Raw genomic sequence first — 25,607 nt, 5'->3', positions numbered from 1 at the left:
TTGAACAGAGGTTGGGGATGGGGCGGTATTCAGTTGTCGGTGCGCTGACGTATCTCAAGTTTGGTGACGGTGGCGGTTCCTTCGCCGGCGAAGACGCCGATCCTCCCTGCCGTCAGGTCGTAGATCCTGGTGCTGAGCGCAACCTGACGGTCGACGACGGCGACGCAAATGTCGCCGTCGACGATGACCTCAAGGGTGTGCTCGCCAGGGGTGAGGTCGCAGGGCCGTTCGAGCTCGATATCGAAGGGGACGTCGCCCGAGACGTGCCACTGTGCGTCCCCGGTGATGGTGCGCGGCCAGCGGTCGAAGACAAGCCGCCCGCGTTTGGGTTCCAATCGCAGAACGTAGGACCGGTCGCCGTCGTCGCTAGATCGCAGCAGAAGCCCGCACTCGGTGGTGTTGGCGGCGATGTCAATGACGGCTTTGGCGTAAAACTGCTGGGGCAGTTCCTCGTCGGAGACTATCGCTGTGTAACCGTCCGGCACGTGGAGCCGAGCCGGTAAGGAACTGTCCAAGGACAGGGGGACGTCGTCCCAGAAGCTCTCCACGAGTTCATCTGCGAACGAAAAACCCAGTGTCCCGTCGGGGTTCTGGAGGGCTTCCAGCACGGACATTGTTCCGGCCCACTGCCATGGACCCTGATCTGCGTTGCCTTCTTTACTGGCAATCCATCCGAAGAAGAAGCGCCGCCCTTCCCGCTCAGCGGTTTTTGACGCGTAGAAGGCGCGGCCGTCGATGCTGTCCAAGGCGGGCACGGTCCAGGGCCCGTCGGGGCTCTTGGACATGCGGTACCGGGTGGTGAACGATTCCGAGAATTCGGAGTACACCATGTACCACCAGTCTCCCCAGGAGAAGACGTCCGGGCATTCGTGGGTAATGTACCGACGCGGATCCCAGAACGGTTCGGTGTGCTGCCAGGTCATCAGGTCGGTGGACACACACTGCGCGATGACGCCGCGGCGACGTTCCGGACCGGTTGAGTGCCTTGCTGCGAGGAGCATCCTCCACTGGTTCTTGCTGTCATCCCAAAATACAAAGGGGTCCCGCCAGTCACCGGACTCGTAGCCGTCCGGAGCTCCGAAGGTGAGCTCGGGGTGTTTTTGCCAGGTTCTCATACCGTCAGTGCTCGTGGCGTGCATCACCAATTGAAGGGGTGCGCCGTCCGGGCCGAGGTTACGGGGGTTGTGGCCGGTGTAGAACAGGTGGTGCACACCGGTCCGGTCCGTGATGATGCTGCCTGTGTAGGCGTTGAAGTCCAAGTCGGTTTCGCTGCCGTGCTGCAACGAAACGCCATGGTCCTCAAACTGGGTGAGGTCTTTTGTGGTGACCAGATTCCATGAGGTGCCCGGTTTAGGAGTTGAGCGGTCTTCATGAAGGTAAAAGAGCCAAAACTCCCCGTCCTTCTCGAAAGGGATAAGGTCCCCAACCCAGCCGTTGGCGGGTTGGAAGAAGACTGAGCGTTTCATCTGCGCTGATGTCCATTCTGCTAAAGCGTTTGATCACTCGTAAGTTAGCGCGGAATGAGGCGTTGTTCAAGCGTTTTAGCAAAAGTCACTTCCGGAAATATTTTGTCGCTAAAACGCTTGACCAGCTGACGTGCATCCCGCTAACGTCCTGCGTAGCCGATGAGCCAACAGCCCCTGAACGCGGGCATGGCAGTCCATCACCGGTTTCTCTACCTCACACATCGGCCAGCTGGCTGCCGGGAACATGGACGTCCCTGCGCTGCCGCTGTGCCCACCACATGACGTCCAGCGGTCAACTGCGCCCGCGGGACTCGAGAGGAAACCCATTCATGACGCACCACATTTCACGACGCTCCGTCCTGCAAGGTGCAGGCGCTGGGGCACTCGCCCTTTCCTTCAGTGGACTCCAGCCCCTGGCGGTGGCGCACGCCCAGACCTCCCTTCGGGCCGCTTACCATATGACGCCGCCTTCGGGCTGGCTGTGTGACCCGCAACGCCCGGTCTACACCAACGGCGCATACCAGCTCTACTATCTCCACTCAGGTCAGAACAACGGCCCGGGCGGGTGGGATCACGCAACTACCGGTGACGGCGTGGCCTTCACCCACCACGGTGTGGTGATGCCCTTGCAGCCGGATTTCCCGGTGTGGTCGGGGTCGGCGGTGGTGGACACCGCGAACACTGCTGGTTTTGGTGCCGGAGCGGTAGTCGCGCTGGCTACCCAGCCAACGGACGGCATTCGAAAGTACCAAGAGCAATACCTGTACTGGTCAACGGACGGCGGCTACACGTTCGCCGCCCTCCCCGGCCCGGTGATCGTGAACACTGACGGACGAACAGCTACCACCCAAGCTGAGATTGAGAACGCTGAGTGGTTCCGTGACCCGAAGATCCACTGGGACGCAGTACGCGATGAGTGGGTGTGTGTGATCGGGCGGGCTCGATACGCAGCGTTCTACACCTCACCAAACCTGCGGGACTGGAACTGGAAATCCAACTTCGACTACCCGAACCACGCCCTGGGAGGTATTGAGTGTCCGGATCTGTTCGAGATCACCGCCGACGACGGCACGCGGCATTGGGTGTTTGGTGCGAGCATGGATGCATACAGCGTCGATCTGCCCATGACCTTCGCCTATTGGACGGGCGCCTGGAACGGGACGGCATTCGTTGCTGATGACCTCACACCGCAATGGCTCGACTGGGGATGGGACTGGTATGCCGCCGTGACGTGGCCCTCCGTCGAGGCCCCCGAAACGAAGCGCCTGGCCATCGCTTGGATGAACAACTGGAAGTACGCCGCCCGCGACGTACCCACGGATGCCTCCGATGGTTACAACGGGCAGAACTCCATCACGCGTGAACTGCGGCTGGAGCGGCAATCGGGAGGCTGGTACAGCTTGCTCAGCTCCCCGGTTGCCGCTTTGCAGGGTTATGTCACCGCCACCACGATCCTGCCCGACCGCACAGTCAACGGCAGCGTGGTACTGCCCTGGAGTGGGCGTGCTTACGAGCTGGAGCTCGACATTTCATGGAACCTGGCCACCAATGTGGGGGTATCCGTTGGCCGTTCCCCGGACGGTTCCCGTCATACCAATATCGGCAAGTTCGGCGACGAGATATACGTTGATCGGGGGCCTTCAGACCAGGGCGGGTACACGCTCGTGCCCTACACTCGGGCCGCAGCGCCTATCGATGTCAATGCGCGGTCAGTGCACCTACGCATCTTTGTGGACACGCAGAGCGTTGAGGTGTTTGTGAACTCGGGGCACACCGTGATTTCACAGCAGGTTCACTTCGCGGACGGCGACACAGGGCTTTCACTGTATGCGGACGGTGGCCCCGCGAACTTCACCGGAATCACCATCCGTGAGTTTGGTAATCCGCTGTAGCCGGCGGCCCTTGGGCTAAGCGCCGTGGGGCCGCGCATGGGCGTGGTGTCCCGAGCGGACCTTCAGTGAGGATGGTCGAAACCGGTGGACGGCGCGCGGCTCACGTCGAGGCTGGCGGGGATGGCGTGCTCTGGGCTTGTGCTCCTCCTCGGCGCGCGAGGAGGGAAGCAGGGCCAAGGGGAGGATGGTGGCTCCGAGCCAGACAACCACTCCGATAAACACTAGAAGGATGGCTGAAGTGGGCTCCATGGACTAAGCATAGGCACAACTGCCACCGTTTATAAGTACCCTGATGACCATTGCGGTTGGGCATCATCCTTGACAACTCCAGCGGTGCCACGACACTGATTCCATGTACAGGAACAGTCGCGTATCAGCCCAGTTTTCCATGTCCCTTGACGGATTCATCGCCCGCGAGGATGGCGGAATCGGGCCCTTGTTCGATTGGTACGAGGCCGGACCCGTTGAAACCTGGATGCCCGGCCACCCTGTGCCGTTTCATCTCAGCGAAGCCGACGCCGACTACTGGAAGTCACTTCCGCGGGAGGGCGCGTTCATCTCAGGCCGACGTATCTTCGACGTGGCCAAGGGGTGGGGCGGTCACCCGCCTAATGAATCACCAACGGTTGTCCTGACGCACCGCGAACCCCCGGCGGACTGGCCACCGGTCCGGCGGGATGGCAAGCCCGCGCCGTTTGAATTCGCAGGGGACCTGGAAACGGCACTGGAGCGTGCCGCCCACCTGGCCGATGGCAGGGAGATTGGCGTTGCCGGCGCGGATGTGGTGCAGCAGTGCTTGCGCCGCGGGGTCATGGACGAAATCCGTGTTGACCTGGTGCCGGTACTGCTCGGAAGCGGAATCCGTTGGTTCGGAGATCTGGCAACGGACATCCCGCTCGATGATCCCGTGATCGTTCCTGGAACCCGCGTCACCCATCTTGTCTATCAAGTACGCTCGCAGGGTCCGCGCTAACGTCACGAATGCGAGGTTATCCACAAACGGAGAAACAGCATACGACGGCGGGTGCCCGACCGCGCTAGGCTGGTCATCTCGGCTGATGCAAGTGGCCGCAGGAACCACAACGCGGAGCCACTTTTTAATGTCCGATGACCTTGCCCTGACCGCCCTGGCGGCCTCTTCCTTTTCCTTGCCTGAGCTGCGCGACGGCCAACTCGCCGGCATGGCCGCCCTCGTGGAGGGGCGTGATGTCCTGGCCGTCATGCCTACCGGGTACGGAAAGTCTGCTACGTATCAAGTCGCGGCGCTGCACCTTTACAACCAAACGGGCCGGCCCGCCGTCGTCGTTTCTCCCCTCATTGCCTTACAGGAAGACCAGCTGGACGGGTTGACGGACGATTTGGGTGAGGGCGCTGCCGTCGCCATCAATTCATCCCGCAGCGATTCCGAGGTGGAGGAAGCCTGGCAGGCAGCCGAGACCGGCAAAGCAACCTTCCTGTTCCTTGCCCCCGAGCAATTGGCCAAGCAGGAGACTGTGGAGCGGATCGCCAAGCTGGACATCACCATGTTCGTGGTGGACGAGGCACATTGCGTCTCATCCTGGGGCCACGACTTCCGGCCGGACTACCTCGAACTGGGCAACGTCCGCGAACGTCTGGGTAAGCCGCCGGTCATGGCCCTCACCGCAACGGCGTCCCCACCTGTGCGTGACGAAATCGTGAGGCGGCTCGGCATGACAGAGCCGCTGGTCCTGGTTCGAGGCTTCGACCGCCCCAACATCAGCCTCGACGTTGTCCGGCACCAAGAGGACAGAGGCAAGCGACAAGCCGTAGTGGAACAAGTCGTAGGGCTTGCCAGGGCGGAGGGGCTGGGGCTGCTGTATGCCGCTACCCGCAAGGACACCGGGAAATACGCGGCCAAGCTGGCAGAGCACGGTCTCCGTGCCGAGGCCTACCACGCAGGCCGCACGGACTCCGACCGGGAGAGAATCCACGAGCAATTCCTGGATGACCAACTGGACGTTGTGGTTGCTACCACTGCCTTTGGCATGGGGATCGACAAACCCAATGTCCGGTTTGTGGTGCACGCGGATATTCCGGAGTCCTTGGACTCTTACTACCAGGAAATCGGCCGCGCCGGCCGCGATGGTGAACAGGCCTTCGCGATACTGCACTACCGTGCCGAGGACTTGGGGCTGCGTAAATTCTTCGCCACCCACGCTCCGGACGCGGAGTCGCTCATGGCGGTGCTGAAAGTCATCAAGAATGCCGGTGCGCCTGCTCCAAAGACCGCCTTGGTGGAGCTCAGCGGTTTCCCTGCCCGCCGAGTCACGGCGCTGGTTAACCAACTGGAGGAAGCCGGCGCGGTGACAACAGGCAAGCGGGGAACCCGACTCAGCTCCAAGGCCAAGCTGACCACATTGGTGGACCGCGCCGTCGAACTGGCTGAGGCGCGGCAGCGCGTGGACCAGTCGCGGCTCACCATGATGCGAGGCTATGCCGAGACGGATGCCTGCCGTCGTCAGTTCCTGCTGGGCTACTTTGGGGAGGACCTGCCGGAGCCCTGCGGCAACTGTGATGTATGCGCTGACATTCACGACGACGCCGGGCCGGGTTCCGCCAAACACCCCACCTCAGACGAAGAGAACCTGTTTCCGTTGCAGTCCACTGTGATCCACAAAGAATGGGGTCCGGGCCTGGTGATGCGGCACGAGGACGATGTCATGACTGTTCTCTTCGAACAGGAGGGCTACAAGACCCTGTCGCGCACCGCCGTCGTCGAGCATGAATTGCTGAAGCCTGCCTAGGCGCGGGCCGAATGCACGCCGGACTTACCACGAAAGATCATCACTATCAGCATGCCGGTCAATGCCGTCCCGCTCACGAGATACAGCAGCCTGCCCCAAGGAGAGTAATCGCCGCCGGATATGAAAAACGCGTCCGCCAAGGCCATGCCGGGGGAGAAGGATGCGAAGAAATACATAGGAGCGCCGAGCACCAAGATCAAGAGTTGGAGAATCGCAACGGTTCTCATCCGTGAGATAACGCGTCTTGCAGTCAGCAGAACCACGAGGGCACCAAGAACCGATCCAATGCTTGACCACGTGACTACCGCGGCCAACGATATTGATTCGTTGCGTCGGGCCAGGCCCTCATGAATCTCGTTCAGGGTGGCGCCCGGAACAGCGGAGAGAGGATTCCACACCAGGATCTGCAACGCCGCGCAGAGAGCGTAAGCCGTTATTGCAAGCAGCCCAAGGATGCTTACCATCACACGCGATGATTGAGTACTACTTCGCCAGGTCCCCATGAAGGCAGCCTAGGGGAATCAGGTATTGAGCTCCAGCATGAGGGCGGGCAGTTCGTCAGCGAGCTCCCGGGCAAGGAAACCCAGGGGCCCGAGCTTGCTAGCCAGGCGGTCGGCGGCGGCCGCGTGAAGATGGGTGCCCCAGCACGCGGCCTGGGCATCGCTGGTACCGCGAGCCCGGAGTCCGGCGATGGCTCCTGCCAAAACATCGCCGCTTCCCGATGTTCCCAGACCGCCGTAGCCCGTGGTGATCTTCCACAGCACCGAGTCCTCCGTAGGCTCCGGAGCGGCGATGTATCCTTGGCAACTCACCACCGCATCAAATCGCCGGGCCACCTCAGCAACATCAGCCCCCAGATCATCCACGTCCCTGCCCAGGAGAAGTCCGGCCTCGGTAGGGTTCGGGGTCAGGATCAGCCGCCCCCGCCACGGCCCCAACTCGTCCTCGATCTTCACCAATCCGCCCAAGGCGTAGGCATCAAGAACGACGGCTGGAGCTCCGCCGTCGTCCGTGGCACCGTGCGACTCCTCCCGCTCCAGCAGCGCTCGCAAAAGCGATTCCGCCAATTCGAGATCGTCCAAACCTGGGCCGATCAGCACGGCGTCGGCCCGTTCCAGGTAGGACGAGATCCGGTCCAATCCTTCACCTCTCACGGACCCGTCGGCGGTCTCGGGCAGGGCGATCGAGCCGCACTCCGGCAGCGCAACCCCCACTTGCACTGCTACGGATTCGGCCACGGCCAAGGTAATCTTTCCCGCCCCTGCACGAAGGGCTGCGGTCCCGGCGAGCAAAGCGGCGCCAGGGGTCGCCCGGGCTCCACCAATGACCAACACGGCACCGCGTGAGTACTTGTCTTCTCCGGGCGCCGGCAACGGCCACTCACGCAGAAGCGAGGGTGTCACCAGTGTGGGTGTGCTGGAATCACTGTGGGTGGACACTGGCGTCTCCCGCGTGTTCTGTGACCGTGACACCCTGTTCGGTGAGGTGGTCAGCGACATTGAAGCTCTCCAGTTCCCAGGGCCCCGCGCCCGAAGGCCGCACGTACCGGGTGATGGATGCATTCAGCACTGACGTGGTCGCTGCAAGGTCAAGGATTTCCTGCTCGGACATGCCCTCCAGAACATAACGGACCAGCAGGATGACGGCGTCGTGGCAGACCAGCATCACCCGGTGCCCTGTTCCCAGGGTGTTGAGCTCATCCAGGATTGAACGAAGGCGGAGTGCGACGTCGGCCCACGATTCCCCGCCCGGCGGCCTGTAGTAGAGCTTGCCCAGCCACAGCCGCCGCTCGGCTTCGTCCGGATATCGGGTCTCCACGCCCAAACGTGTAAGCCGGTCCAAGATGCCCAGTTCGCGGTCGCGGAGGCGTTCATCGGTGAGCACCTTCACAGGCCAGCCGGCGGCCTCAACAGCAATTTCCGCGGTCTGCCTGGCCCGTGCATAGGGGGAAGAGACAACTGCGTCCGGGCGGAGTTCATCGGCAATCCTGGCCAGCGCCGTTCCCAGTGCTTTGGCCTGGTCCCGTCCGGTGCCCGATAGGTTCACATCAGCATCCCTGGCCGGAACATCAATCACTTCGGCTCCAGCCAAACGAGCCTCCGTCGCGGCCACATTGCCTTCGCTCTCGCCATGCCGGATCAGGAGCAACTCCACAGCGCCGGCCTCCTGCACTGCGTCCGTCAGCCCGTCCTCATTCACAAAGATCACCCTTTCGCGTGCGTCGCCGAATGCAGAACACTACCCACTGCGTACCCATAGGACCAGAAGATAAACCCTCGACGGCGATCGCGAACCCCTGTTGTCCGGAGAGGGAGTGAAGTAAGTTGCTCGCATGGAGGACTCATACCCAGTCATCATTGTCGGTGCCGGATTCGCGGGCGTAGCAGCAGCCAAGGAGCTCGGACGCAAGGGTGTTCGTGTCTTGCTGATCGACGCGAACAACTACCACCAGTTCCAGCCGCTCCTTTATCAGGTGGCGACCTCGCAAATCGGAGTGTCAGCCATCGCCCGGCCGCTTCGTTCGGTCTTCCGCCGCTACAAGACAGTCAAGGTTGTGACGTCGAAGGTGGAATCCGTCAGCGCCGCTGAGCGAGTGGTCAGGACTGCGGATGGCCGTTCCGTGCGTGCCGAAATCCTGGTGATCGCGGTCGGGGCGGTCCCGAATTTCTTCAATACGCCCGGCGCGGAAGAGCATGCCTTCCCGCTGTATTCGGTCACCGATGCAACGAGGCTTGGGACGGGCCTCACGCGGTTGCTGGACCAGGCTGACAGGAACTCCGACGGGTCTGTGGACGTGGTTGTGGTGGGAGGCGGGCCCACTGGTGTTGAAACGGCTGGAGCAATGGCCGAAAACGTCAAATACGTTGTGAGCAAGTACTTCTCGCCGGCGCTGGCAGCGCGCTGCCGGGTGCACCTGGTGGACATGGTTCCCAGTGTCCTGAATATGTTCTCCAAGAAGTCCCAGAGCTATGCCACGGACCACTTGAAGAAGGTGGGAGTCCAACTGCACATGGGTGTGGGCGTGACTGAAGTCCGGCAGGACGGGGTGACTTTGGCGGACGGGAGTTCCGTACCCGGACAAATCGTGGTGTGGGCCGGGGGCCTAAAGGCCGGCGACCTCATAGCCGGATCGGGTCTTGCCCAAGGGAGGGGCGGGCGTATCGATGTCCGACCCGACTTGACTGCCCCCGATGCGGAAGGAGTCTACGTCATTGGAGATGCAGCCAACATCACGGATTCCACGGGCGCAAAATTGCCGCAACTGGGTTCGGTCGCCCAACAGGCCGGAAAGTGGGCGGCAAAGAACATCCTCGCGGAGCTCAGTGGCGGCAGCCGGACGCCCTTCCGCTATGTGGACAAAGGCTATATGGCGATGGTGGGGCGCGGTGCCGCAGTGGCTGAGCTGGGCCGAAAGCGCCTCCAGTTGCAAGGCATCCTTGCCTTCCTGTCGTGGCTTTTGGTGCACCTCGCGCTGTTGTCCGGTCTTCAGCAAAAGATCCGGGCCTTGTTCTCCTGGCTCAATGGCTACCTCCTTCACAGCCCTGCGCAGGTAGTGGTCAGCGGACCGATGGAGAAAGAATCAACGGAACAGGATCCACCGGGTGCATTGCCTTCACAAGAGTCTTGACGAGGATTCGCTTTTGTAGTTGCGGTGGGCCAAGCACGCATGGGCGATAAGAAGTATGCCGGCCAAGGCAAGCGGAAATACGTGCAGAGGGATGGACAGCAGGATCAACAGCACTCCGGCGGCGGCGGCCATGACGTCGCGGATGCGGGGTTGAACAGGACCGCGTACGGGAACTCCGGATTCCAATTGCCGGGCCAAATGCGGGTCTTGGATAAAGAGCTCGCGCTCAAGCTGCTGCAGTACCTTGCGCTCCCTTTCTGAAAGTGGCATGGGAGTTCCTCCTAAGCGCTCCGGCTCCTTTGTGCGGTTGACGGGTCAGCTGGTTTCGCGGGTAAACCTGATTCCAGCGACTCGATAAGCTAAGCATGCTTATTATTCAGATCGCAAGCATGAATTTGGCTGCAGCCATGAGCTCGGCACTACCGCCTGCTTGGATACCGTCGGGACTGGCGGTTCGTGCGGCGCGAGACCTGTTTGAGCGCCCAAGCTGGGAAGATGGCAGGAGGAACCCCGAACAAGGAGCAATATCATGACACTCAAAGAGCGCTTGAAAGCCGACGTCGTTGACCACATGAAGGCAGGCAACAAGACCGCCCTTACCACTGTCCGCAACGTGCTGGGCGAGATTACTACCCGCGAGAAGTCCGGGAAGACGCCGGTCGAGTTGGACGACGCCCAGGTGACATCACTGCTCCAGAAGGAAGCCGCCAAGCGTCGGGACACAGCCCGCATCTACACGGAGGCCGGCGAAACCGACCGAGCAGCCGCCGAAATCGCCGAGGCTGAAATCATCGAGGCGTACCTGCCAAAGCCCCTGACCCGGGAAGAAGTGGAAGCAATCGTCGACGAAGCCGTCCAGGCGCTGAAGGCCGAGGGCCAGGAGCTTTCCATGCGTTCCATTGGGGCCGTCATGAAGCCCGTCACCGCCAAGGTTGCAGGGCGTTTTGACGGCAAGACCGTCAGCGAAATCGTGCGCGGACGGCTGGCGTAGCGAGCTCAACCAACCCCAAGCAGCCACCGCAGAGTGTCAGCATTCCGCACGGCGTTACCACCGCCGTCGTTGTTGAAGTAGACATAGACATCCTTGCCGGACAAGTCCCACTCCCGAATCCGGTCCGCCCACCATCGGAGATCGTCATCGGAGTAGGAGCCGCCGTAGAGGTGCTCATGGTCCGGGCCGTGCAGTCGAACGTACACGAATGGTGCAGTGGCGCGGAGGATGCACGGCAGGTGGGCGCCACTCATGATGCAGTAGGCGGCACCTCGGCGTTCCAGCAGCGAGTACACGTCCGGGTGGTCCCAGCTGTCATGGCGGAACTCGACGGCGACGCGAATCCACTGCGGAACCCTGCCCAGGAAGTAGTCGAGTCGGGCGTCGTCGCGTTCAAAATCAGGTGGGAGCTGCGCCAGGAGCACAGCCCTTTTATCGCCGAGTTCGTGCCAGCAGCGGACGATCCTTTCCACCCAAACTTCTGGACTGTAGAGCCTCTTGCCGTGCGTGAGGCCCCGTGGCGCTTTCACCGACATGGCAAAGCCGGCGGGGAGCCGCTCCCTCCAACTCGCGAAGGACGTATCGCGAGGCCATCGGTAGAAACTCGCATTTAGCTCCACTGTGGTGAATCGCGCAGTGTAAAGGCCCAGGCGCTTGGCTGCGGGAAGGCCCGGGGGATACAGCACGTTCTCCCAATGGTCGTAGCTCCAGCCCGAGGTGCCGATGTGGATGCCCATGGAGTGGATGGTAGCGGGTTATCACAGGAAAGGTGGCTGGCCGGGGCTCACAAGACTAGTGCCGCCCAGTGGTCCTCGCCATCAAGGCCTGGAGGTCTTCGGCGACTTTGGCTACCTCACGCTGCCGTGAGCTTCGCGCAGGCTTGGATCCATGTGTTGCCTGTCGAGGTGGCCGGTTGGTGGCACGGGTTTGGCGGTGGATTTGAGGATCGCGAACAGGTGCGTCAACGGTGACGGTGCCCTGCAGGGGATCGTGGAAGAGAGGGAAGTTCATAGTCTCCGATCCTGACAGAAGAGCCTCGTTGCCGATATGGACAGGTGCATACGGTAGCCGGGGGCTGCTGTGCAGATGTCCATCGAACGGCAACCCCTGTGGGTCCTAGCCCCACAGCGCCTTTTTTAGGAGTGCCCTTAGCTGCGCGTTCTCATCCTCACTGAGCGCTGCGAGTTGGGTTTGCTCGCATACTTCCAATGCCGCCCGTGCCTTGTTGTGGATCCGCCGACCCTCGGCTGTGGAGACGATGATCTTGGCTCGTCGGTCCTGCTTGCCTTGGGCTCGTTTAACCAGCCCGCGGTGTTCGAGGTCATCTACGAGGCTGACCACCTGGCTGGGATCCAGGCTGAGGAAATCGGCGAGCTCACGCTGCGTGGGTTCCAAGCCGCTGCAAGCGAGTGTCAGCACTGAAAAAGAACGCTCCCTGAGTCCGTAATCGGCCAGTGCTTTGTTGTTCAGGAGTGAACCTGTGGCATGCAGTTTGGCCAGCAACAGGCCCACATCGCTGCCGATTTTTGCTGCGGCCAGGCGCGGGGTTTCCACTTCGATGCTTTGCGGGCCCATGACAACTCCAATAGTAATGAAAAACAATCGTTGACTTTTTCAATGATCCGTATTCTCATTGATCATGACAAGGATCTCACGCCGTAGGGGGATCGGCCTCACCGGCTCCAGCCGGTTACTGCATGCGAAGGAGCACGCCATGAGCTTGACCGGCAAAGTTGCAATCGTTACTGGAAGTGGACAGGGTCTTGGACTCGCTTACGCGAGGGAGCTCGCCCGCCAGGGTGCCGCCGTCGTGATCAACGACGTGAACGCTGAGACCGCTGAAGAGGCTGTTGCGCAGATCGAGGCCGACGGCGGCCGGGCCGCCGCCGTGGTGGTTCCGGTGGGTTCGACTGATGCTGCTAAGGCTTTGGTGGCCGGCGCTGTTGCCGCGTTTGGCCGCTTGGACATTCTGGTGACCAACGCCGGGATCCTGCGGGACAAGAGCCTGCTGAAGATGACCGATGAGGATTTTGACCTGGTCATCAATGTGCACTTGAAGGGCACATTCACGTGCGTGCGTGAGGCATTCGCCTACTTCAAGGAAAACAACGTCGCCGGCCGGATCATCACCATCGGCTCGCCGACCGGCCAGCGCGGCAATTTCGGGCAGACAAACTACGCCGCAGCAAAAGCCGGGATTGTGGGCATGGTTCGGACCTGGGCCCTTGAGATGAAAAAGGCTGGCGTGACAGTCAACTCCGTGATCCCGGTGGCCGCTACGGCCATGACCAAGACCGTTCCGTACTTCCAGAAAGCTGTTGAGGCGGAGGAACGGGGTGAGGCAATGCCGTCCTTCTTCCGTCATGACCTCGGTTTTGGCACGGCCGACGACGTCGCCGGGCTGATTGCGTTCCTTGCCTCGGATGCGGCTGCCGGGATCACCGGCCAGGCCATCGGTGCCGGGGGTGACCGGCTGCAGGTTTGGACGCACCCGACGGCGGCGAGCACCGAATACCGTGAAGGCGGCTGGAGCTACGAGGCACTGGAGGAAAACGCCGACTCGCTGTTTGGCCCGCAGGCATTGCAGAGCTTCGGTGAGGAATTCCTGCCATTGCCCGCCGAATTGCAGCCCGAGCCCGCTACATCTGAAGCGGCTAGGCCTGAACCGGTACAGGCACGATAGTCATGGCCGGGCGCTACGAACTGGGCATCAGTGCTTCCGCGGTGGATGCGATCGACATGCACGTCCACCTCGAGGTGGACAGCTGCGGCCACGGCTCGCTCCCTGATGCCCTGACGGAGGCCTCGGCGAAGTACTTCAAAGCCGAGGACCGGACGCCGTCGTTGGACAGGATCGCCGAGGTGTATCGCGAACTGAACATGGCCGCCGTCGTGTTCACTGTCGATGCACGTACGCAGCTCAAGCATGAACCGAACAGCATCCCGGAACTGATTGCCGGGGCGGCGCGGAATAACGATGTACTGATTCCCTTCGGGAGCGTGGACCCGCGGACGGGGGAGGACGCGATCGCCGGCGCCAAGCACCAGGCTGTCGAACTGGGGGCCCGTGGGTTCAAGTTCCACCCGTCGCTGCAGGGCTTCGACCCCTCCAACGAGACGTTCTATCCGCTCTGGGAAACCCTCCAAGAGCTGGGGTTGCCGTGTATTTTCCATACGGGCCAGAACGGTATGGGTGCGGGCCTTCCGGGCGGGTACGGGATCAAACTTGCGTACTCGAACCCCCTGTTGTTGGATGCCGTGGCCGCTGACTTCCCGGAGTTGCAGATCATCATGGCCCACCCTTCAGTGCCGTGGCAGGACGAGGCGAACTCCATCGCGACACACAAGTCCAACGTGTTCATTGACCTGTCCGGATGGTCACCGAAGTACTTCCCGGAATCGCTGGTTCGTCTATCCAATTCGGTGCTGCAGGACAAGGTGCTGTTCGGCACGGACTTCCCGCTGATCACGCCGCAGAAGTGGCTCGGCGCGTTCGCTGACCTGCCACTGAAGGATGAAGTGCGGCCCAAGATTCTCAAGGACAACGCTGTCCGGCTGCTCGGGCTGGGTGGTTGAAATGGGGACGACGACAGCACCAGTTACGGATCAGCGGCTGTACTCCGTAGCCGACTGGTACGACGCCGAAGCGCTCCTGACCGCCGGCGAACGTCAAGTATTGGGCCAGCTCCGGACCTTCCTTGACACCCAGGCGAAGCCCTTGCTGGCCGAGTACTGGGAGCTTGGCGAGTTCCCGGAACAACTTGCGCAACCTTTGATCGACCTTGAACTGATGGAACCGGCCGACCTTACCGTCGAGGCACCCGCAAGGGGGATTTACCACGGCTTCCGGGTCTTTGAACTTGCCCGTACGGACGCGTCGTTGGCCACGTGGTACACAGCGCAGGCAGGGCTGTTCCGGACAGCGATCGGGGTGGGGGCCTCCGAGGAACAGCAGAGGGAGTGGATGCCCAAAGTCGTCGACTTCTCGCTCAAGGGAGTCTTCTCGTTGACTGAACCGGAGCACGGTTCGGACATCGCCGGCGGACTGTCTACCACCGCTCGCTTTGACAAAGAATCCGACGGCGGAACTTGGGTTTTGGATGGTGCGAAGCGGTGGATTGGAGGTGCTTCCACAGCGGACGTGTTGTGTGTGTTCGCCCGCGACGTCGCCGACGGACAGGTCAAGGCGTTCCTCGTGGACCGAACTGCTGCCGGTGTCAGCCTGGAGAAAATCGAGGGGAAGACCTCGCTGCGGATGATGCAGAATGCCCACATCACCCTCAACACAGTCCGGGTTCCCGAGGCCAGGCGCCTGCATAACGTGAATTCGTTCAAGGACGTCGCCGTGATGCTGCGCGCGATGCGCTCGGACGTTGCGTGGATCGCCACCGGCATCCAGGCCGGCGCGTTCGAGGCTGCATTGGCGTACGTCAAAGAACGCCAGCAGTTCGGCCGCTCGCTGGGTTCCTTCCAACTCGTCCAGGAAAAGCTGGCACGGATGCTTGGAAACATTACCGCGTCACTCTCCCTGGTGGTTCGGCTCACCGAACAGCAGGGCCAGGGGATCTATAGGGACCAAGATTCGGCCCTGGCCAAAATGCAGACCAGTCTGATGATGCGCGAAACGGTCGCGCTGGCCCGCGAAGTGGTAGGCGGTAACGGCATCACTCTCGCCGCCGACGTCGCGCGTTTCCATGCCGATGCGGAAGCCGTCTATTCCTATGAAGGCACCCACGAGGTCAACGCCCTCATCATCGGCCGCGCCCTAACAGGCGAGAGCGCGTTCACCAACTAAATCTCTTCAAACAACAACAAACAGGAGGCAACGATGCCCAATCTCGTCGTCGATTTCGACACCCTGCTCACCATGTCCGGCAAGGACCTTGGCACCACCGACTACCGCGAAATCACCCAGCAGCAGATTAACCTGTTCGCCGATGCGACGGACGACCAGCAGTGGATCCACACCGATCCTGAACGCGCCAAGGACGGTCCGTTCGGCGCTCCGATCGCACATGGCTTCCTCACCCTGTCCCTCATCATCCCGTTCTGGGGAGAGCTCTTCGACGTGGACGGCGTGACTACCAAGGTCAACTACGGCCTGGACAAAGTCCGCTTCACATCCCCTGTCAAGGTCGGCTCCAAAGTCCGTATGCAGGGCGCCATCGCCGAGGTTACCGAAGTCAAAGGCGGCGCCCAGATCAAGGTCAACGCCACCATCGAAATTGAAGGCCAGGAACGGCCAGCCGTCGTCGCCGAGTTCCTCGCCCGTTTCTACAAGTAGGAACCGTTTCTACAAGTAAAAATCAATCCCCTCCCTCTTCTCCCAAGGAACAGCCATGACAGGACACACTGCGCTCGCACCGTCGAGCACGGCCGCAAAGCGCAAAGAGGCGCGCACGGTCATCATGTCCAGCTATCTGGGCAGCACCATCGAGTTCTACGACTTCCTGCTATATGCGACGGCAGCAGCGGTTGCCTTCCCCAAGGTGTTTTTCGCCGGTACTGATGAGTGGGTGGGGGTCGTGGCCGCATATGCCACGTTCGCTGCCGGTTATGTTGCCCGCCCTTTGGGTGGCATCATCTTCGGGCACTTCGGCGACAGAATCGGCCGCAAGGGCATGCTGATCATCTCCATGGCGATGATGGGTATTGCCTCCACGTTGATTGGCCTGATTCCTGGAGCCAATGTCATCGGTCCTTGGGGTGCCGTGATCCTGGTGGTCCTGCGCGTCTGCCAGGGAATCGCCGTCGGCGGTGAGTGGGGTGGAGCCGCGCTCATGGCTTTGGAGCATTCGGATCCCAAACGGCGTGGGTTCGCTGCGTCCTTCGTGAACGCCGGTGCCCCGACGGGCGCAGTCCTCGGCACCGTAGTGATGGGAATCTTCTCGGCCCTTCCTCAGGACGCGTTCCTGGCTTGGGGTTGGCGTGTGCCGTTCCTGTTGTCCTTCGTGCTTTTGATCGTGGGGATGTTCGTGAGGCTGCGGGTTTCCGAGAGCCCGATCTTCGCCGAAGCTGTCGCCAAGGAAAGCGCCCAAGGCACCAAGCGCAAGATCCCGCTGCTGGAAGTGCTGAAGCGTCCCAAGGCGCTCATCATGATCATGTTTGCCGGTGCCGCCGGATTCGGCCTGCAGGTAGTGCTGCCTACGTTCTCAGTGACCTATGCAGTATCAAAGGGCGCACCTCAGCAGGGCGTGCTCTATGCATTTGCAGGCGCCTCGGCCATCTCCATCCTGTTCGTCCTCCTGGGTGGCAGGCTCTCTGATCGCTTCGGACGCCGTCCCGTCATGGTCACAGGCCTGGCATTGTTCATCCTTTACCTGTTCCCTATGTTCGGGATGCTGAGCTCCGGGAGCGTCGCCTTGGTCTTCCTGGCCTTCACGGTGGCGCTGATCCTGCATTCTTCCCTTTACGGACCGCTCGCAGCGTTCGTGTCCGAGCAGTTCGGCACCACTAACCGCTATACCGGTGCTGCCGTTGGTTACCAGTTGGCAACCCTGATCGGTGCTGGTTTCACCCCGGGAATCGTTGCCGGACTCTACAAGGACGCCGGCCAGAGCATCGTCCCTGTGGTGGTGTTCCTGTCCGTCATGTCGCTGGTATCGATTGTCTTCATCCTGCTGACGCGGGAGTCTAAGAACAACGACCTCTCTACGGTCAGTTAGGAGTACCGCACCATGAACAACAACGGAGTTGGATCCTGGCTGCACCGGCGCCGGATCAAGTCCGGGACCAAAACGGCAGTCATTTCCGGTGAACAGACTTTGAGCTACGCGGACCTCGCAGACAGGACCGACCGCTTGGCCAACGCCCTTAAGGACAGGGGAGTGGCCAAGGGGGACAGGGTGGCCTACCTCGGCGAGAATCACCCGTCCTTTGTGGAGGCGTTCTTCGCCTGCGGGCTGCTCGGCGCCATCTTCGTTCCGCTCAACACTCGTTTGGCGGCCCCTGAGCTGCAGTTTCAACTGCAGGACTCAGGCGCTCGGCTCGTGGTCAGTTCAGCTGCGTTGGAGGTCGTAGCCGCCGCATCCTGCCTCGACACAGAGGTAACCCATCGTCTCGTGGTGGCGCCCGACGACGTCACTGAGGCGTCCGCCCTCAAGCTGCCATCCGGCGTCGAGCACTATGGCGAGGTGCTTGAGGCTGAGTCTGTGACACCGCTGGATGAAGCCGTAACGCTGGAGGACGCCGCCATGATCCTCTACACCTCAGGTACCACCGGCAAGCCCAAGGGGGCGCTCCTCACGCACGGAAACATCACCTGGAACTGCATCAACACGGTGGTGGACATGGACCTGAACCGCAACGATGTGGCGCTCATGATTTCGCCGCTGTTCCACGTAGCGTCGCTGGATATGGGCCTGCTTCCGGTGCTGCTCAAGGGCGCAACGGTGGTGCTTGAATCCAAATTCGACGCCGGCCGCGTACTGGAACTGGTAGGGCAGCACAAGGTCACCACGCTCAACGGCGTCCCAACCACGTTCCAGATGCTTTGCGACCATCCCGGATGGTCGACGGCGGACCTCACGTCCTTGGACAAGCTCACCTGCGGCGGTTCCGCGGTTCCGCAGAGGGTGTTGGACGCGTACGAGCAGCGCGGCATCCGGTTTACCAGCTGCTACGGCATGACTGAAACCGCGCCCGGGGCCACCATGTTGCCGGTCTCGGCGTCCAAGGAGAAGGCTGGCTCTGCCGGGCTGCCGCACTTCTTTACGGACGTCCGGATTGCCGATCCCCTGGGCGGCGTTGCCGGCCTCGGTGAGGTGGGAGAGATCCAGATCTCCGGCCCCAACGTGATCAAGGAGTACTGGAACCGGCCGGAGGCCACCGCCGAAAGCTACTCCGATGCGTCGTGGTTCCGCTCCGGCGACATGGGCTACCAGGACGCCGAAGGTTACCTGTTCGTCTCGGACCGCATCAAGGACATGATCATTTCCGGTGGGGAGAACATCTACCCGGCGGAGGTGGAGGCTGCCATTGCGGAGCTGCCCGCTGTGGCGAGCGTAGCCGTGATCGGAGTTGATGATGAGAAATGGGGAGAAGTGCCGCGGGCGATCGTCACTTTGCGTGAAGGCGAATCCCTGACCGGGGAACAACTGCGCTCGCATCTTGAGGGGCGGCTGGCGCGGTACAAGATCCCCAAGTCAGTGGTGTTCGTTGAGGAGATGCCGCGAACCGCCAGCGGGAAAATCCGGAAGATGGACCTTCGAAAGCAATACGCCCGGTGAGGACATGCCGGAGCCGCCCGCGTTGACGGTCCCGGGACGAAATATTCCGTTACCAAGCTAAATCCGGGTTAATTTCCTCCATCGAACTGCCTAATTCGCCGTCAGGGCATTACGATAAGCACGACTCACTCTGAGTAAGACACTTCGTCACAACTCACACCTAACCCGGGGGATACAACAAATGAGCACTTACCCGCAACAACCGCAACAGACCGAACAGTACGGTGCACAGACCGGCGAACCGCCGCTGTGGGCTCCGTACTACGGCGCCCCGATTGGCGCCGCGGTAAAGCGTTTCTTCAAGAAGTACGCCGACTTCTCCGGCCGTGCGAGCCGTAGCGAATACTGGTGGTGGACCTTGGTGTCCGTCATCGTAACCACCATTCTCAACACCCTCGCTACAGTCGTCGGTTCAGCAGGAGCAACCGTTAGCGATTCCGGAACTGTCACTCTCGGTGGCGGAGCCGTTGCGTTCTATGTGATCCTCGGCATCTGGGGCCTGGCAACGCTCGTCCCGTCCATCGCGCTGCTGGTCCGCCGCCTGCATGATGGCAACTTCACCGGGTGGCTGGCCCTGCTTGTCCTGGTGCCGTTCCTTGGCGCCCTTGCAGTATTCGTGCTCGCGCTCCTGCCGTCCAACCCGGCCGGTCAGCGTTTCGACAAGCCCACGGCTGCCTAGTCGTTCACGCATCAAAGAAGGGGTGGCACTTCGCGTGCTGCCCCTTTTGCGTGCCATCACCATGCCCGCGCCACGGGTTGTGAAATGCTGTGACTGACACGGACCGACCCCAATGACGAGGAGTGCCATGTCCAACCCTCCACAGATGAGGACCACCAAGCGTTGCGCCGTGGTGGGTGGCGGCATCATCGGTGTTGCGGTGGCGAGGGAACTTGCCAACAAGCTCGACGACGTCCAGGTCACCGTCTACGAAAAGGAAGACCGGCTCGCCGCACACCAAACCGGACATAACTCGGGTGTGGTCCATGCAGGCCTTTACTACGAACCAGGCGGGCTGAAAGCAAAACTATGCCGCAGGGGAGTGGAACTGCTGCAGGAATTCTGCGCCATGAAGGACCTGCCTTATGAGGCTTGCGGCAAGTTGGTCATCGCCCAAAGTCCCGAGGAATCAACCCGCTTGGACCACATCTTCGCCCGAGCCGTAGCCAACGGCGTCCCGGGTGCACGGATGCTGCGGGGTGATCAGATACGCGAGGTGGAGCCGAACGCCGTCGGGCTTTCTGCATTGCATTCGCCGGAGACGGCGATCGTTGATTACACGGCCATCACCAATGCGCTCGCTGAGGACGTCCGTAGCTCGGGCGGGACTATCCGCCTGGGGCAGGAGGTGACAGGGCTCGAGCAGCAGGGCAGTGGAGTGGTGGTCGCCACCGAAGAGGGCGGCGAACACTACGACCTTGTTGTGGCCTGTGCGGGTCTCCAGTCGGACCGCGTGGCCAAGGCGACCGGCGAGGCGGCAACGCCACGGATCGTACCGTTCTACGGCCAGTATTTCCTCTTGGGTGAGGAAGCGCGGGATCAAGTGCGCGGGCTCATTTATCCGGTGCCCGACCCCAAACATCCGTTCCTGGGAGTGCACCTCACCAAACGCATCGACGGCGAAATGATGCTCGGCCCGAATGCGTTTATCTCCTTTGGCCGCGAGTCCTATGCGTGGAACGAGGTGAATGTCCGCGACGTCCTCAATTACACGCTCTTTCCGGGATTCTGGAACTTCGCCCGGCAAAATGTGCCCTCAGCTGTTCGTGAATTCCAGACCGTCGTGAGCAGGAAAAAGTTCATTCGCGAGGCCATGCGCTTTGTTCCTTCACTGGAGGGTGCCACCGTTCTTCCCGGCACCCGCGGCGTCCGCGCGCAGGCCATGAATGGTGACGGTTCCCTGGTGGACGACTTTGTGATTGCACGACGACGGGACACAGTTTTGGTGCGCAACGCACCGTCCCCCGGGGCTACTTCGTCCATGGCGATAGCGGAGTACATCGTGGAGCAGGCTTTGCAGGACAGATAAACCGTATTGCCTGACAGTTAACAAGCTCGTGACCAACCGGAAACTGCCTCCAAACCCAAGGTGGCTAGCGTTGCCGCATGATCGGATCACTGGCCTCGCTTGCCATCTCAGTCGGTACCACCATTGCAGCCTGGATCGAGGCAGCCTACGTCCTGGATTGCACAGTGGAAGAGGACGCTGCTGGGCATGGGTACATGCGTGACTTGGCGTGGCTCCCGGCCCTCAGTGGAGTCACTGTGGCCAGTGCGCAGGCCATCCAAGCGCACGCCGCGAGAACGGGCACAGGGTCCTAGAAGCCGCTTGGAATGCTGCAGAATGTCGCGTTGGGCACACCATTCGTTAATCGCGTGTAACATGCCCTAAACTGCTTCACTGAGGTGCCGGGATAGGCACTCTGCAGCAACGAAAGCGAACCCTCAATGGCTACTGATTACGATGCCCCGCGCAAGACAGAAGAAGAGTCTCCCGCTGAATCGCTTGAGGCCCTTCAAGCATCACGTGGGAACACTGCACAGACTGCGGTCATTGACGTCGAGGAAAACGATACGGCCGAAGGAATTGACCTTCCTGGCGCCGACCTTTCCGGTGAAGAACTGACCGTCATTGTGGTCCCGGAGCAGTCTGACGAATTCACGTGTGGCTCCTGCTTCCTGGTCCGGCACAGGTCCCAGATCGCGCTGGAAAAGAACGGTCTTAAGTACTGCAAGGACTGCGAAGGCTAAGTAACGCCTGGGTCTCGTTATCTTGGGTTACGAACACGTGCTCCAAGGGCCCTTGAGCAACTACAAAACACCCGCAAAACTGCCCTTGTATGACCCTCTTGTGACCACACTGACGCCCATTTAACGGTTGCGCTCCGAAGCGGCCACAACCGACCCAAAGCCCCCGATGCACTCCTACAGTTGAAGTATCAACTTCGCCTGAAGGGGGCACAAAAATGAGGAAATTTGGAGCGGGTTTGGCAGCGGTCCTGGCAGCTGCCGGGCTCGGTCTGGTGGCGCCGGGGCCAGCCTCGGCAGCAACATACTGCGGTATTTCGTGGGGTTCCATGGCCAAGGCCGATCTCGACTGGAGCTCCGCACATGTCACCAACGTTCGCACGGGTCAACAGCCCTGCTATGACCGCTTGGTGATTGATATGACCGGAAAGGCTGCCGGTTACGTGGTTCAGTACGTTCCGGTGGTGACTCAGGATGCCACTGGCTACCCCATCCCTGTGCTGGGGGATGCGGATCTTCAGGTGATGGTGACGGCGCCGTCGTACAACCAGTACAGCCAGCCGACCTACGAGCCGGCAGCCAAAGCGGAACTCTCCAACGTCTCCGGCTACCAGACGTTCCGGCAGGTGGTTTACGCGGGCAGCTTTGAGGGCACCACCAGCATTGGGTTGGGCGTCCGGGCCCGCCTTCCGTTCCGGGTCTTCATTTTGGATGGGCCCGACGGCGGTTCGCGCCTGGTGGTGGATGTGGCCCACCGCTGGTAGAGCGCCAGTTCGCGGGAAGCGCCCAGATCGCGGGAAATCCGCCAAAACCCACGAAAGCTGCCAGTTCGCCCGGACTATTCCGGCGAACTGGCAGCTTTCAAGCGTTTTCGGCGTTTACCCGGTGCTCTATTCCGGAACTACCAAGGCCGGCGTATCCTTCCGAATGGTCTCGCCGCGGAAGAACCCGGGCCGAACGCGGGACATGATCAGCATGACCACGGCGCCCAGGGCCAGGATCCCGATGCCCAGGACGAACACGAGCCCCACGCCGAAGATCTCCGAGCCGCTGCCGAACTCCGGAGCCCAGCTGTCCACGGCTGTCTGCAGGAACACCACGAACAGGCCTACTCCACCGATCAGCGGGCATACGAGCCGCAGGAAGAAGTTCCTGGCACTGGCGAACACGCTGTTACGGAAGTACCAGACGCAGGCGATGGCAGTCAGTCCGTAGTAGAAGCAGATCATCAGGCCCAAGGCCAGGATGGTGTCGTTCAGGACGTTCTCACTGATCACGTGCATCACCGCGTAGAAGCCCGCGGACAGGACGCCGGCCGCAATGGTGGCGAAGCCCGGCGTCGAGAACTTCTTGCTCATGTGGCTGAAGCGCTCCGGCAGGGCGCCGTAATGGGCCATTGCCAACAGGCTACGCGAAGGCGAGGTGAACGTGGACTGCAGTGATGCCGCAGAGCTGGAGAGTACTGCGAGGGACATGAGGATCGCGAAGGGGCCCATGACCGGTGACGCGAGTGCAGTGAAGACGTTGGCGTGGTTTTCTTCGTTGTTCAGGCCGATTCCGGTGTCTCCGACTCCTGCGAACATCAACGTGGCGACAGTGATCAGGAGGTAGATGCCCAAGACGATCACGGCCGTCAGGGTTCCGGCGAGACCCGCGGTTTTCTTGCCGTTGGCGGTTTCTTCGTTCACCGTGAGGCAGACGTCCCAGCCCCAATAGACAAAGATCGACAACGAGATGCCAGCAGCGATCTGGCCAAAGGTTTCGATCTTGGTGACGTCGAACCAGTCCCAGCTGAACGGAACAGCGGTTTCGGACGTGGACCAGTTGGCGAACGCCATGGCGACGAACATTCCGAGTACCAGCAACTGGAATCCCACCAGGCCGTACTGGACGATCTTGGTGGTGTGCAGTCCGCGGTAGCTGACCCACACGGCAAGCGCCACGAAAACGAAGCATGTGGCAACGTTGAGCAGCTTGTTTGAGGCGAGGTCGGCGAGCTCGGGTGAGCCCGTGGCCTGTGCCAGGAACAGGTAGAAGAAGTCCACGGCGACGCCGGCCAAGTTGGACAGGACAATGATGTTGGCTGCGAGCAAGCCCCAGCCACCCATCCACCCCACCCACGGACCGAAGGCCTTGGTGACCCACGTGAAGGTGGTGCCGCTGTCCGGGGAGTCTGCGTTGAGCTCGCGGTAGGCCAGCGATACAAGGATCATCGGGATGAACCCGATCAGGAAAATAACGGGCAACTGGAGCCCGACTTCATTGACGGTTGGACCCAGCGCACCGGTCAGCGTGTACGCCGGGGCGATGGTTGAAATGCCAAGAACGACGACGGCGAGGAGCCCCAACTGCCCCGTCTTCAGTCCCTTGCCGCTAATGTCGTGCGACTCTGCAGCTTCATTGCCGCTGCGGCGGATTGTCTGGCTCATGTGAGGCCCTTTCTAGATGGCCGAAGGCTGCTGCTGGGTAATGCAGTGAATACCGCCGCCCCGTGCGAAGAGTTCGCGCGCGTCAACACCGACTACGTGGCGTCCGGGGTAGGCGTCGGCGAGAATGCGGAGTGCTTTCTCGTCCATGGGGTCGTTGAAAGTGCAGGCGATAACACCGCCGTTGACCACGAGGTGGTTGATGTAGCTGTAGTCCACAAACCCCTCGTCGTCGCTAAGGGTTTCCGGGGCGGGGACTTCGATGATGTTCCAGTCCCGGCCTGCTGCGTCATGGGTGGTGCGCAGGAAGTCGATGATCTCGCGGGAGACGATGTAATCGGGGTGCTCGGGGTTCTGCTGGGAATGGACCAGAAGGGTGCCAGGGCCAGGAATCGCGGCCACGATGTCCACATGGCCGCGGGTGCCGAACTTTTCGGAGTCACGAGTGAGGCCGCGAGGAAGCCACACCACGTGGGTGGCGCCGACGGTGCGGGCAAGTTCCTGCTCGATGTCTGCTTTGGTCAGGCCGGGATTGCGACCCTGATCGAGCTGCACAGTCTCAGTGACCAGGACGGTGCCTTCGCCATCAACCTGGATGCCACCGCCCTCGTTGACGATCCCCGAAGGAAGGTGCTGGGCGTTGGCGCGGCCGCTGATGTCCTCGGCAATGAGTGAGTCCTTGTCCCACTCCGCCCAGTCCTGGCCGCCCCAACCGTTGAAGATCCAGTCCACGGCGCCCAGTTGCTTGTTGGAATCCAGCACGAATGACGGTCCGATGTCCCGCATCCAGGCATCGTTGAGTTCAGCGGTAACCAGCTCAACGCGTGGGTCCAGATAGCGCGCGGCCGTGTCGACGTCGTTCGGCGATACCACCATGGTGACGGGCTCGAATTCAATGATGGCGTTAGCCACCGCCGCCCAAGTGGTACGTGCCGCGTGAGCCTCTTCCTCGGTGTCACCCAGGGTGTACCCGCCGGTGGGGAATGCCATCCAGACGCGGTCCTGCGGAGCCGTTTCCGACGGCATGCGCCAGGCGCTCACGCGGTAGCTGCCTGGGTTTGTTTTGCGGTTGGCTTGGCGTTGGGATAGACCAGTCCGGCCGGGCGGACATGCGGGGCCGGGCGGGTGGCGATGGAAGTCGGGGCTTCCAGGTGTCTGATTTCAATCATGGGGGCTTTACTCCGTGAGACGACTGTCACTAAATGAATAGCGTTCATTTAGTATGACGGGAGTCACCCTTCAGCGCAAGACGCGAGTGATGGCCTCTCTTGTGTGACCGGCGTGCGCTCCTCGGGGTGGGGGTGGTTGGTCCGTATATGTTGGCTGCGGGACCCGCGCAGTGGTGAGTAGTACGGCCAGGGGTGGGGTTCTGTGTCGGGTTCGGGGTTGGCTGGTTTTCCACATAGGAGGATTGCCGCCTTATGGTGCTTCATGCTCGCTGGAAGAGTGGGGGTATGGAGCAAAT

Annotated in this window: 28 protein-coding genes; 16 read left to right on the top strand and 12 right to left on the bottom strand. The window is 61.4% G+C overall.

Going from position 1 to position 25,607, the window contains the following annotated elements; all coding sequences use genetic code 11:
• Positions 1–29: 29 nt before the first annotated feature.
• The gene (locus A477_RS0115730; protein ID WP_017199904.1) at positions 30–1,466 is read right to left on the bottom strand and encodes a family 43 glycosylhydrolase; all 1,437 of its coding nucleotides are present in this window, start codon (positions 1,464–1,466) and stop codon (positions 30–32) included.
• 329 nt (positions 1,467–1,795) lie between these two features.
• Here A477_RS0115730 and A477_RS0115725 point away from each other — a divergent pair, with 329 nt between their 5' ends.
• Positions 1,796–3,358: a glycoside hydrolase family 32 protein gene (locus A477_RS0115725; RefSeq protein WP_017199903.1), complete on the top strand. Its 1,563-nt coding sequence runs from the start codon at positions 1,796–1,798 to the stop codon at positions 3,356–3,358.
• 15 nt (positions 3,359–3,373) lie between these two features.
• Here the strand turns inward: A477_RS0115725 and A477_RS23330 are convergent, their stop codons facing one another.
• Positions 3,374–3,607 carry a hypothetical protein gene (locus A477_RS23330; RefSeq protein WP_157367106.1) on the bottom strand — a complete coding sequence of 78 codons (234 nt, stop codon included), beginning with the start codon at positions 3,605–3,607 and terminating at the stop codon, positions 3,374–3,376.
• 103 nt (positions 3,608–3,710) lie between these two features.
• Between A477_RS23330 and A477_RS0115720 the strand changes: the two genes are divergently transcribed.
• Both A477_RS0115720 and A477_RS0115715 read left to right on the top strand, forming a co-directional pair.
• Positions 3,711–4,331 (top strand): dihydrofolate reductase family protein, encoded by a 621-nt coding sequence (locus A477_RS0115720; RefSeq protein ID WP_026005680.1) that lies wholly within the window; start codon positions 3,711–3,713, stop codon positions 4,329–4,331.
• A gap of 127 nt (positions 4,332–4,458) precedes the next feature.
• A complete protein-coding gene (locus A477_RS0115715) occupies positions 4,459–6,123 on the top strand; it encodes a RecQ family ATP-dependent DNA helicase (RefSeq protein WP_026005679.1) in 1,665 nt (554 codons plus the stop codon).
• On the opposite strand, the gene A477_RS22410 is transcribed toward A477_RS0115715, so the two are convergent.
• From A477_RS22410 to A477_RS0115700, 3 genes are read right to left on the bottom strand one after another with little or no spacing between them, the layout of a single operon-like run.
• Entirely contained in the window at positions 6,120–6,587 is a 468-nt protein-coding gene (locus tag A477_RS22410; RefSeq protein ID WP_017199900.1) for a hypothetical protein, read from the bottom strand. The two genes, A477_RS0115715 and A477_RS22410, sit on opposite strands and share 4 nt — an antisense overlap.
• 57 nt (positions 6,588–6,644) lie before the next feature.
• The gene (locus A477_RS0115705; protein WP_017199899.1) at positions 6,645–7,562 is read right to left on the bottom strand and encodes an NAD(P)H-hydrate dehydratase; all 918 of its coding nucleotides are present in this window, start codon (positions 7,560–7,562) and stop codon (positions 6,645–6,647) included.
• The gene (locus tag A477_RS0115700; protein WP_017199898.1) at positions 7,546–8,331 is read right to left on the bottom strand and encodes a histidine phosphatase family protein; all 786 of its coding nucleotides are present in this window, start codon (positions 8,329–8,331) and stop codon (positions 7,546–7,548) included. The genes A477_RS0115705 and A477_RS0115700 overlap by 17 nt, the downstream gene beginning before the upstream one ends.
• A gap of 124 nt (positions 8,332–8,455) precedes the next feature.
• On the opposite strand from A477_RS0115700, the gene A477_RS0115695 reads away from it, so the two are divergent.
• Positions 8,456–9,751: an NAD(P)/FAD-dependent oxidoreductase gene (locus A477_RS0115695; protein ID WP_017199897.1), complete on the top strand. Its 1,296-nt coding sequence runs from the start codon at positions 8,456–8,458 to the stop codon at positions 9,749–9,751.
• Here A477_RS0115695 and A477_RS23025 read toward each other — a convergent pair.
• On the bottom strand, positions 9,737–10,021 hold the full coding sequence (locus A477_RS23025; protein WP_083848054.1) for a DUF3040 domain-containing protein: 285 nt from the start codon (positions 10,019–10,021) through the stop codon (positions 9,737–9,739). The two genes, A477_RS0115695 and A477_RS23025, sit on opposite strands and share 15 nt — an antisense overlap.
• A 259-nt stretch (positions 10,022–10,280) precedes the next feature.
• Between A477_RS23025 and A477_RS0115685 the strand changes: the two genes are divergently transcribed.
• Positions 10,281–10,742: a GatB/YqeY domain-containing protein gene (locus A477_RS0115685; RefSeq protein ID WP_017199895.1), complete on the top strand. Its 462-nt coding sequence runs from the start codon at positions 10,281–10,283 to the stop codon at positions 10,740–10,742.
• A gap of 5 nt (positions 10,743–10,747) precedes the next feature.
• Here the strand turns inward: A477_RS0115685 and A477_RS0115680 are convergent, their stop codons facing one another.
• The 3 genes from A477_RS0115680 to A477_RS0115670 form a co-directional block, all read right to left on the bottom strand.
• Positions 10,748–11,479, bottom strand: coding sequence for a DUF72 domain-containing protein (locus tag A477_RS0115680; protein ID WP_017199894.1), 732 nt, complete (start codon positions 11,477–11,479; stop codon positions 10,748–10,750).
• A 55-nt stretch (positions 11,480–11,534) separates the two neighbouring features.
• Entirely contained in the window at positions 11,535–11,753 is a 219-nt protein-coding gene (locus tag A477_RS0115675; protein WP_017199893.1) for a hypothetical protein, read from the bottom strand.
• 105 nt (positions 11,754–11,858) lie between these two features.
• On the bottom strand, positions 11,859–12,317 hold the full coding sequence (locus A477_RS0115670; protein ID WP_017199892.1) for a MarR family winged helix-turn-helix transcriptional regulator: 459 nt from the start codon (positions 12,315–12,317) through the stop codon (positions 11,859–11,861).
• Between the two features lie 139 nt (positions 12,318–12,456).
• On the opposite strand from A477_RS0115670, the gene A477_RS0115665 reads away from it, so the two are divergent.
• The 11 genes from A477_RS0115665 (at position 12,457) to A477_RS0115615 (ending at position 22,480) form a co-directional block, all read left to right on the top strand.
• Positions 12,457–13,425, top strand: a complete 969-nt coding sequence (locus A477_RS0115665; protein WP_026005678.1) for an SDR family NAD(P)-dependent oxidoreductase — start codon at positions 12,457–12,459, stop codon at positions 13,423–13,425.
• A 2-nt stretch (positions 13,426–13,427) separates the two neighbouring features.
• Positions 13,428–14,318 (top strand): 4-hydroxyphenyl-beta-ketoacyl-CoA hydrolase, encoded by an 891-nt coding sequence (locus A477_RS0115660; RefSeq protein ID WP_017199890.1) that lies wholly within the window; start codon positions 13,428–13,430, stop codon positions 14,316–14,318.
• A gap of 1 nt (position 14,319) precedes the next feature.
• The gene (locus tag A477_RS0115655) at positions 14,320–15,537 is read left to right on the top strand and encodes an acyl-CoA dehydrogenase family protein (protein ID WP_026005677.1); all 1,218 of its coding nucleotides are present in this window, start codon (positions 14,320–14,322) and stop codon (positions 15,535–15,537) included.
• A 33-nt stretch (positions 15,538–15,570) separates the two neighbouring features.
• Positions 15,571–16,026, top strand: coding sequence for a MaoC family dehydratase (locus tag A477_RS0115650; RefSeq protein ID WP_017199888.1), 456 nt, complete (start codon positions 15,571–15,573; stop codon positions 16,024–16,026).
• 55 nt (positions 16,027–16,081) lie between these two features.
• A complete protein-coding gene (locus A477_RS0115645; RefSeq protein WP_017199887.1) occupies positions 16,082–17,407 on the top strand; it encodes an MFS transporter in 1,326 nt (441 codons plus the stop codon).
• A 12-nt stretch (positions 17,408–17,419) separates the two neighbouring features.
• Positions 17,420–18,970, top strand: coding sequence for an o-succinylbenzoate--CoA ligase (menE, locus tag A477_RS0115640; protein ID WP_017199886.1), 1,551 nt, complete (start codon positions 17,420–17,422; stop codon positions 18,968–18,970).
• A gap of 181 nt (positions 18,971–19,151) precedes the next feature.
• Entirely contained in the window at positions 19,152–19,649 is a 498-nt protein-coding gene (locus A477_RS0115635; RefSeq protein ID WP_017199885.1) for a DUF805 domain-containing protein, read from the top strand.
• A gap of 127 nt (positions 19,650–19,776) precedes the next feature.
• Positions 19,777–20,997: an L-2-hydroxyglutarate dehydrogenase gene (lhgD, locus tag A477_RS0115630; RefSeq protein ID WP_017199884.1), complete on the top strand. Its 1,221-nt coding sequence runs from the start codon at positions 19,777–19,779 to the stop codon at positions 20,995–20,997.
• Positions 20,998–21,074: 77 nt separating this feature from the next.
• Positions 21,075–21,290 carry a hypothetical protein gene (locus A477_RS0115625; protein WP_017199883.1) on the top strand — a complete coding sequence of 72 codons (216 nt, stop codon included), beginning with the start codon at positions 21,075–21,077 and terminating at the stop codon, positions 21,288–21,290.
• Positions 21,291–21,416: 126 nt separating this feature from the next.
• Positions 21,417–21,719: a DUF4193 domain-containing protein gene (locus tag A477_RS0115620; protein WP_017199882.1), complete on the top strand. Its 303-nt coding sequence runs from the start codon at positions 21,417–21,419 to the stop codon at positions 21,717–21,719.
• 215 nt (positions 21,720–21,934) lie between these two features.
• On the top strand, positions 21,935–22,480 hold the full coding sequence (locus A477_RS0115615; RefSeq protein ID WP_026005676.1) for an AMIN-like domain-containing (lipo)protein: 546 nt from the start codon (positions 21,935–21,937) through the stop codon (positions 22,478–22,480).
• A 126-nt stretch (positions 22,481–22,606) separates the two neighbouring features.
• Here the strand turns inward: A477_RS0115615 and A477_RS0115610 are convergent, their stop codons facing one another.
• Genes A477_RS0115610 through A477_RS23875 form a run of 3 tightly spaced genes read right to left on the bottom strand, consistent with a single transcriptional unit; the run spans position 22,607 to position 25,311 of the window.
• Positions 22,607–24,145 (bottom strand): APC family permease, encoded by a 1,539-nt coding sequence (locus A477_RS0115610; RefSeq protein WP_017199881.1) that lies wholly within the window; start codon positions 24,143–24,145, stop codon positions 22,607–22,609.
• 12 nt (positions 24,146–24,157) lie between these two features.
• Positions 24,158–25,183, bottom strand: a complete 1,026-nt coding sequence (locus tag A477_RS0115605) for an agmatine deiminase family protein (RefSeq protein ID WP_017199880.1) — start codon at positions 25,181–25,183, stop codon at positions 24,158–24,160.
• Positions 25,180–25,311 (bottom strand): hypothetical protein, encoded by a 132-nt coding sequence (locus tag A477_RS23875; RefSeq protein ID WP_017199879.1) that lies wholly within the window; start codon positions 25,309–25,311, stop codon positions 25,180–25,182. The genes A477_RS0115605 and A477_RS23875 overlap by 4 nt, the downstream gene beginning before the upstream one ends.
• Between the last annotated feature and the right edge of the window lie 296 nt (positions 25,312–25,607).

It is taken from the genome of Arthrobacter sp. M2012083 (assembly GCF_000281065.1).
GTDB lineage: Bacteria > Actinomycetota > Actinomycetes > Actinomycetales > Micrococcaceae > Arthrobacter.
Note: the sequence above shows the minus strand (reverse complement) of the source record. Positions and strands in the feature narration are given on the sequence as shown.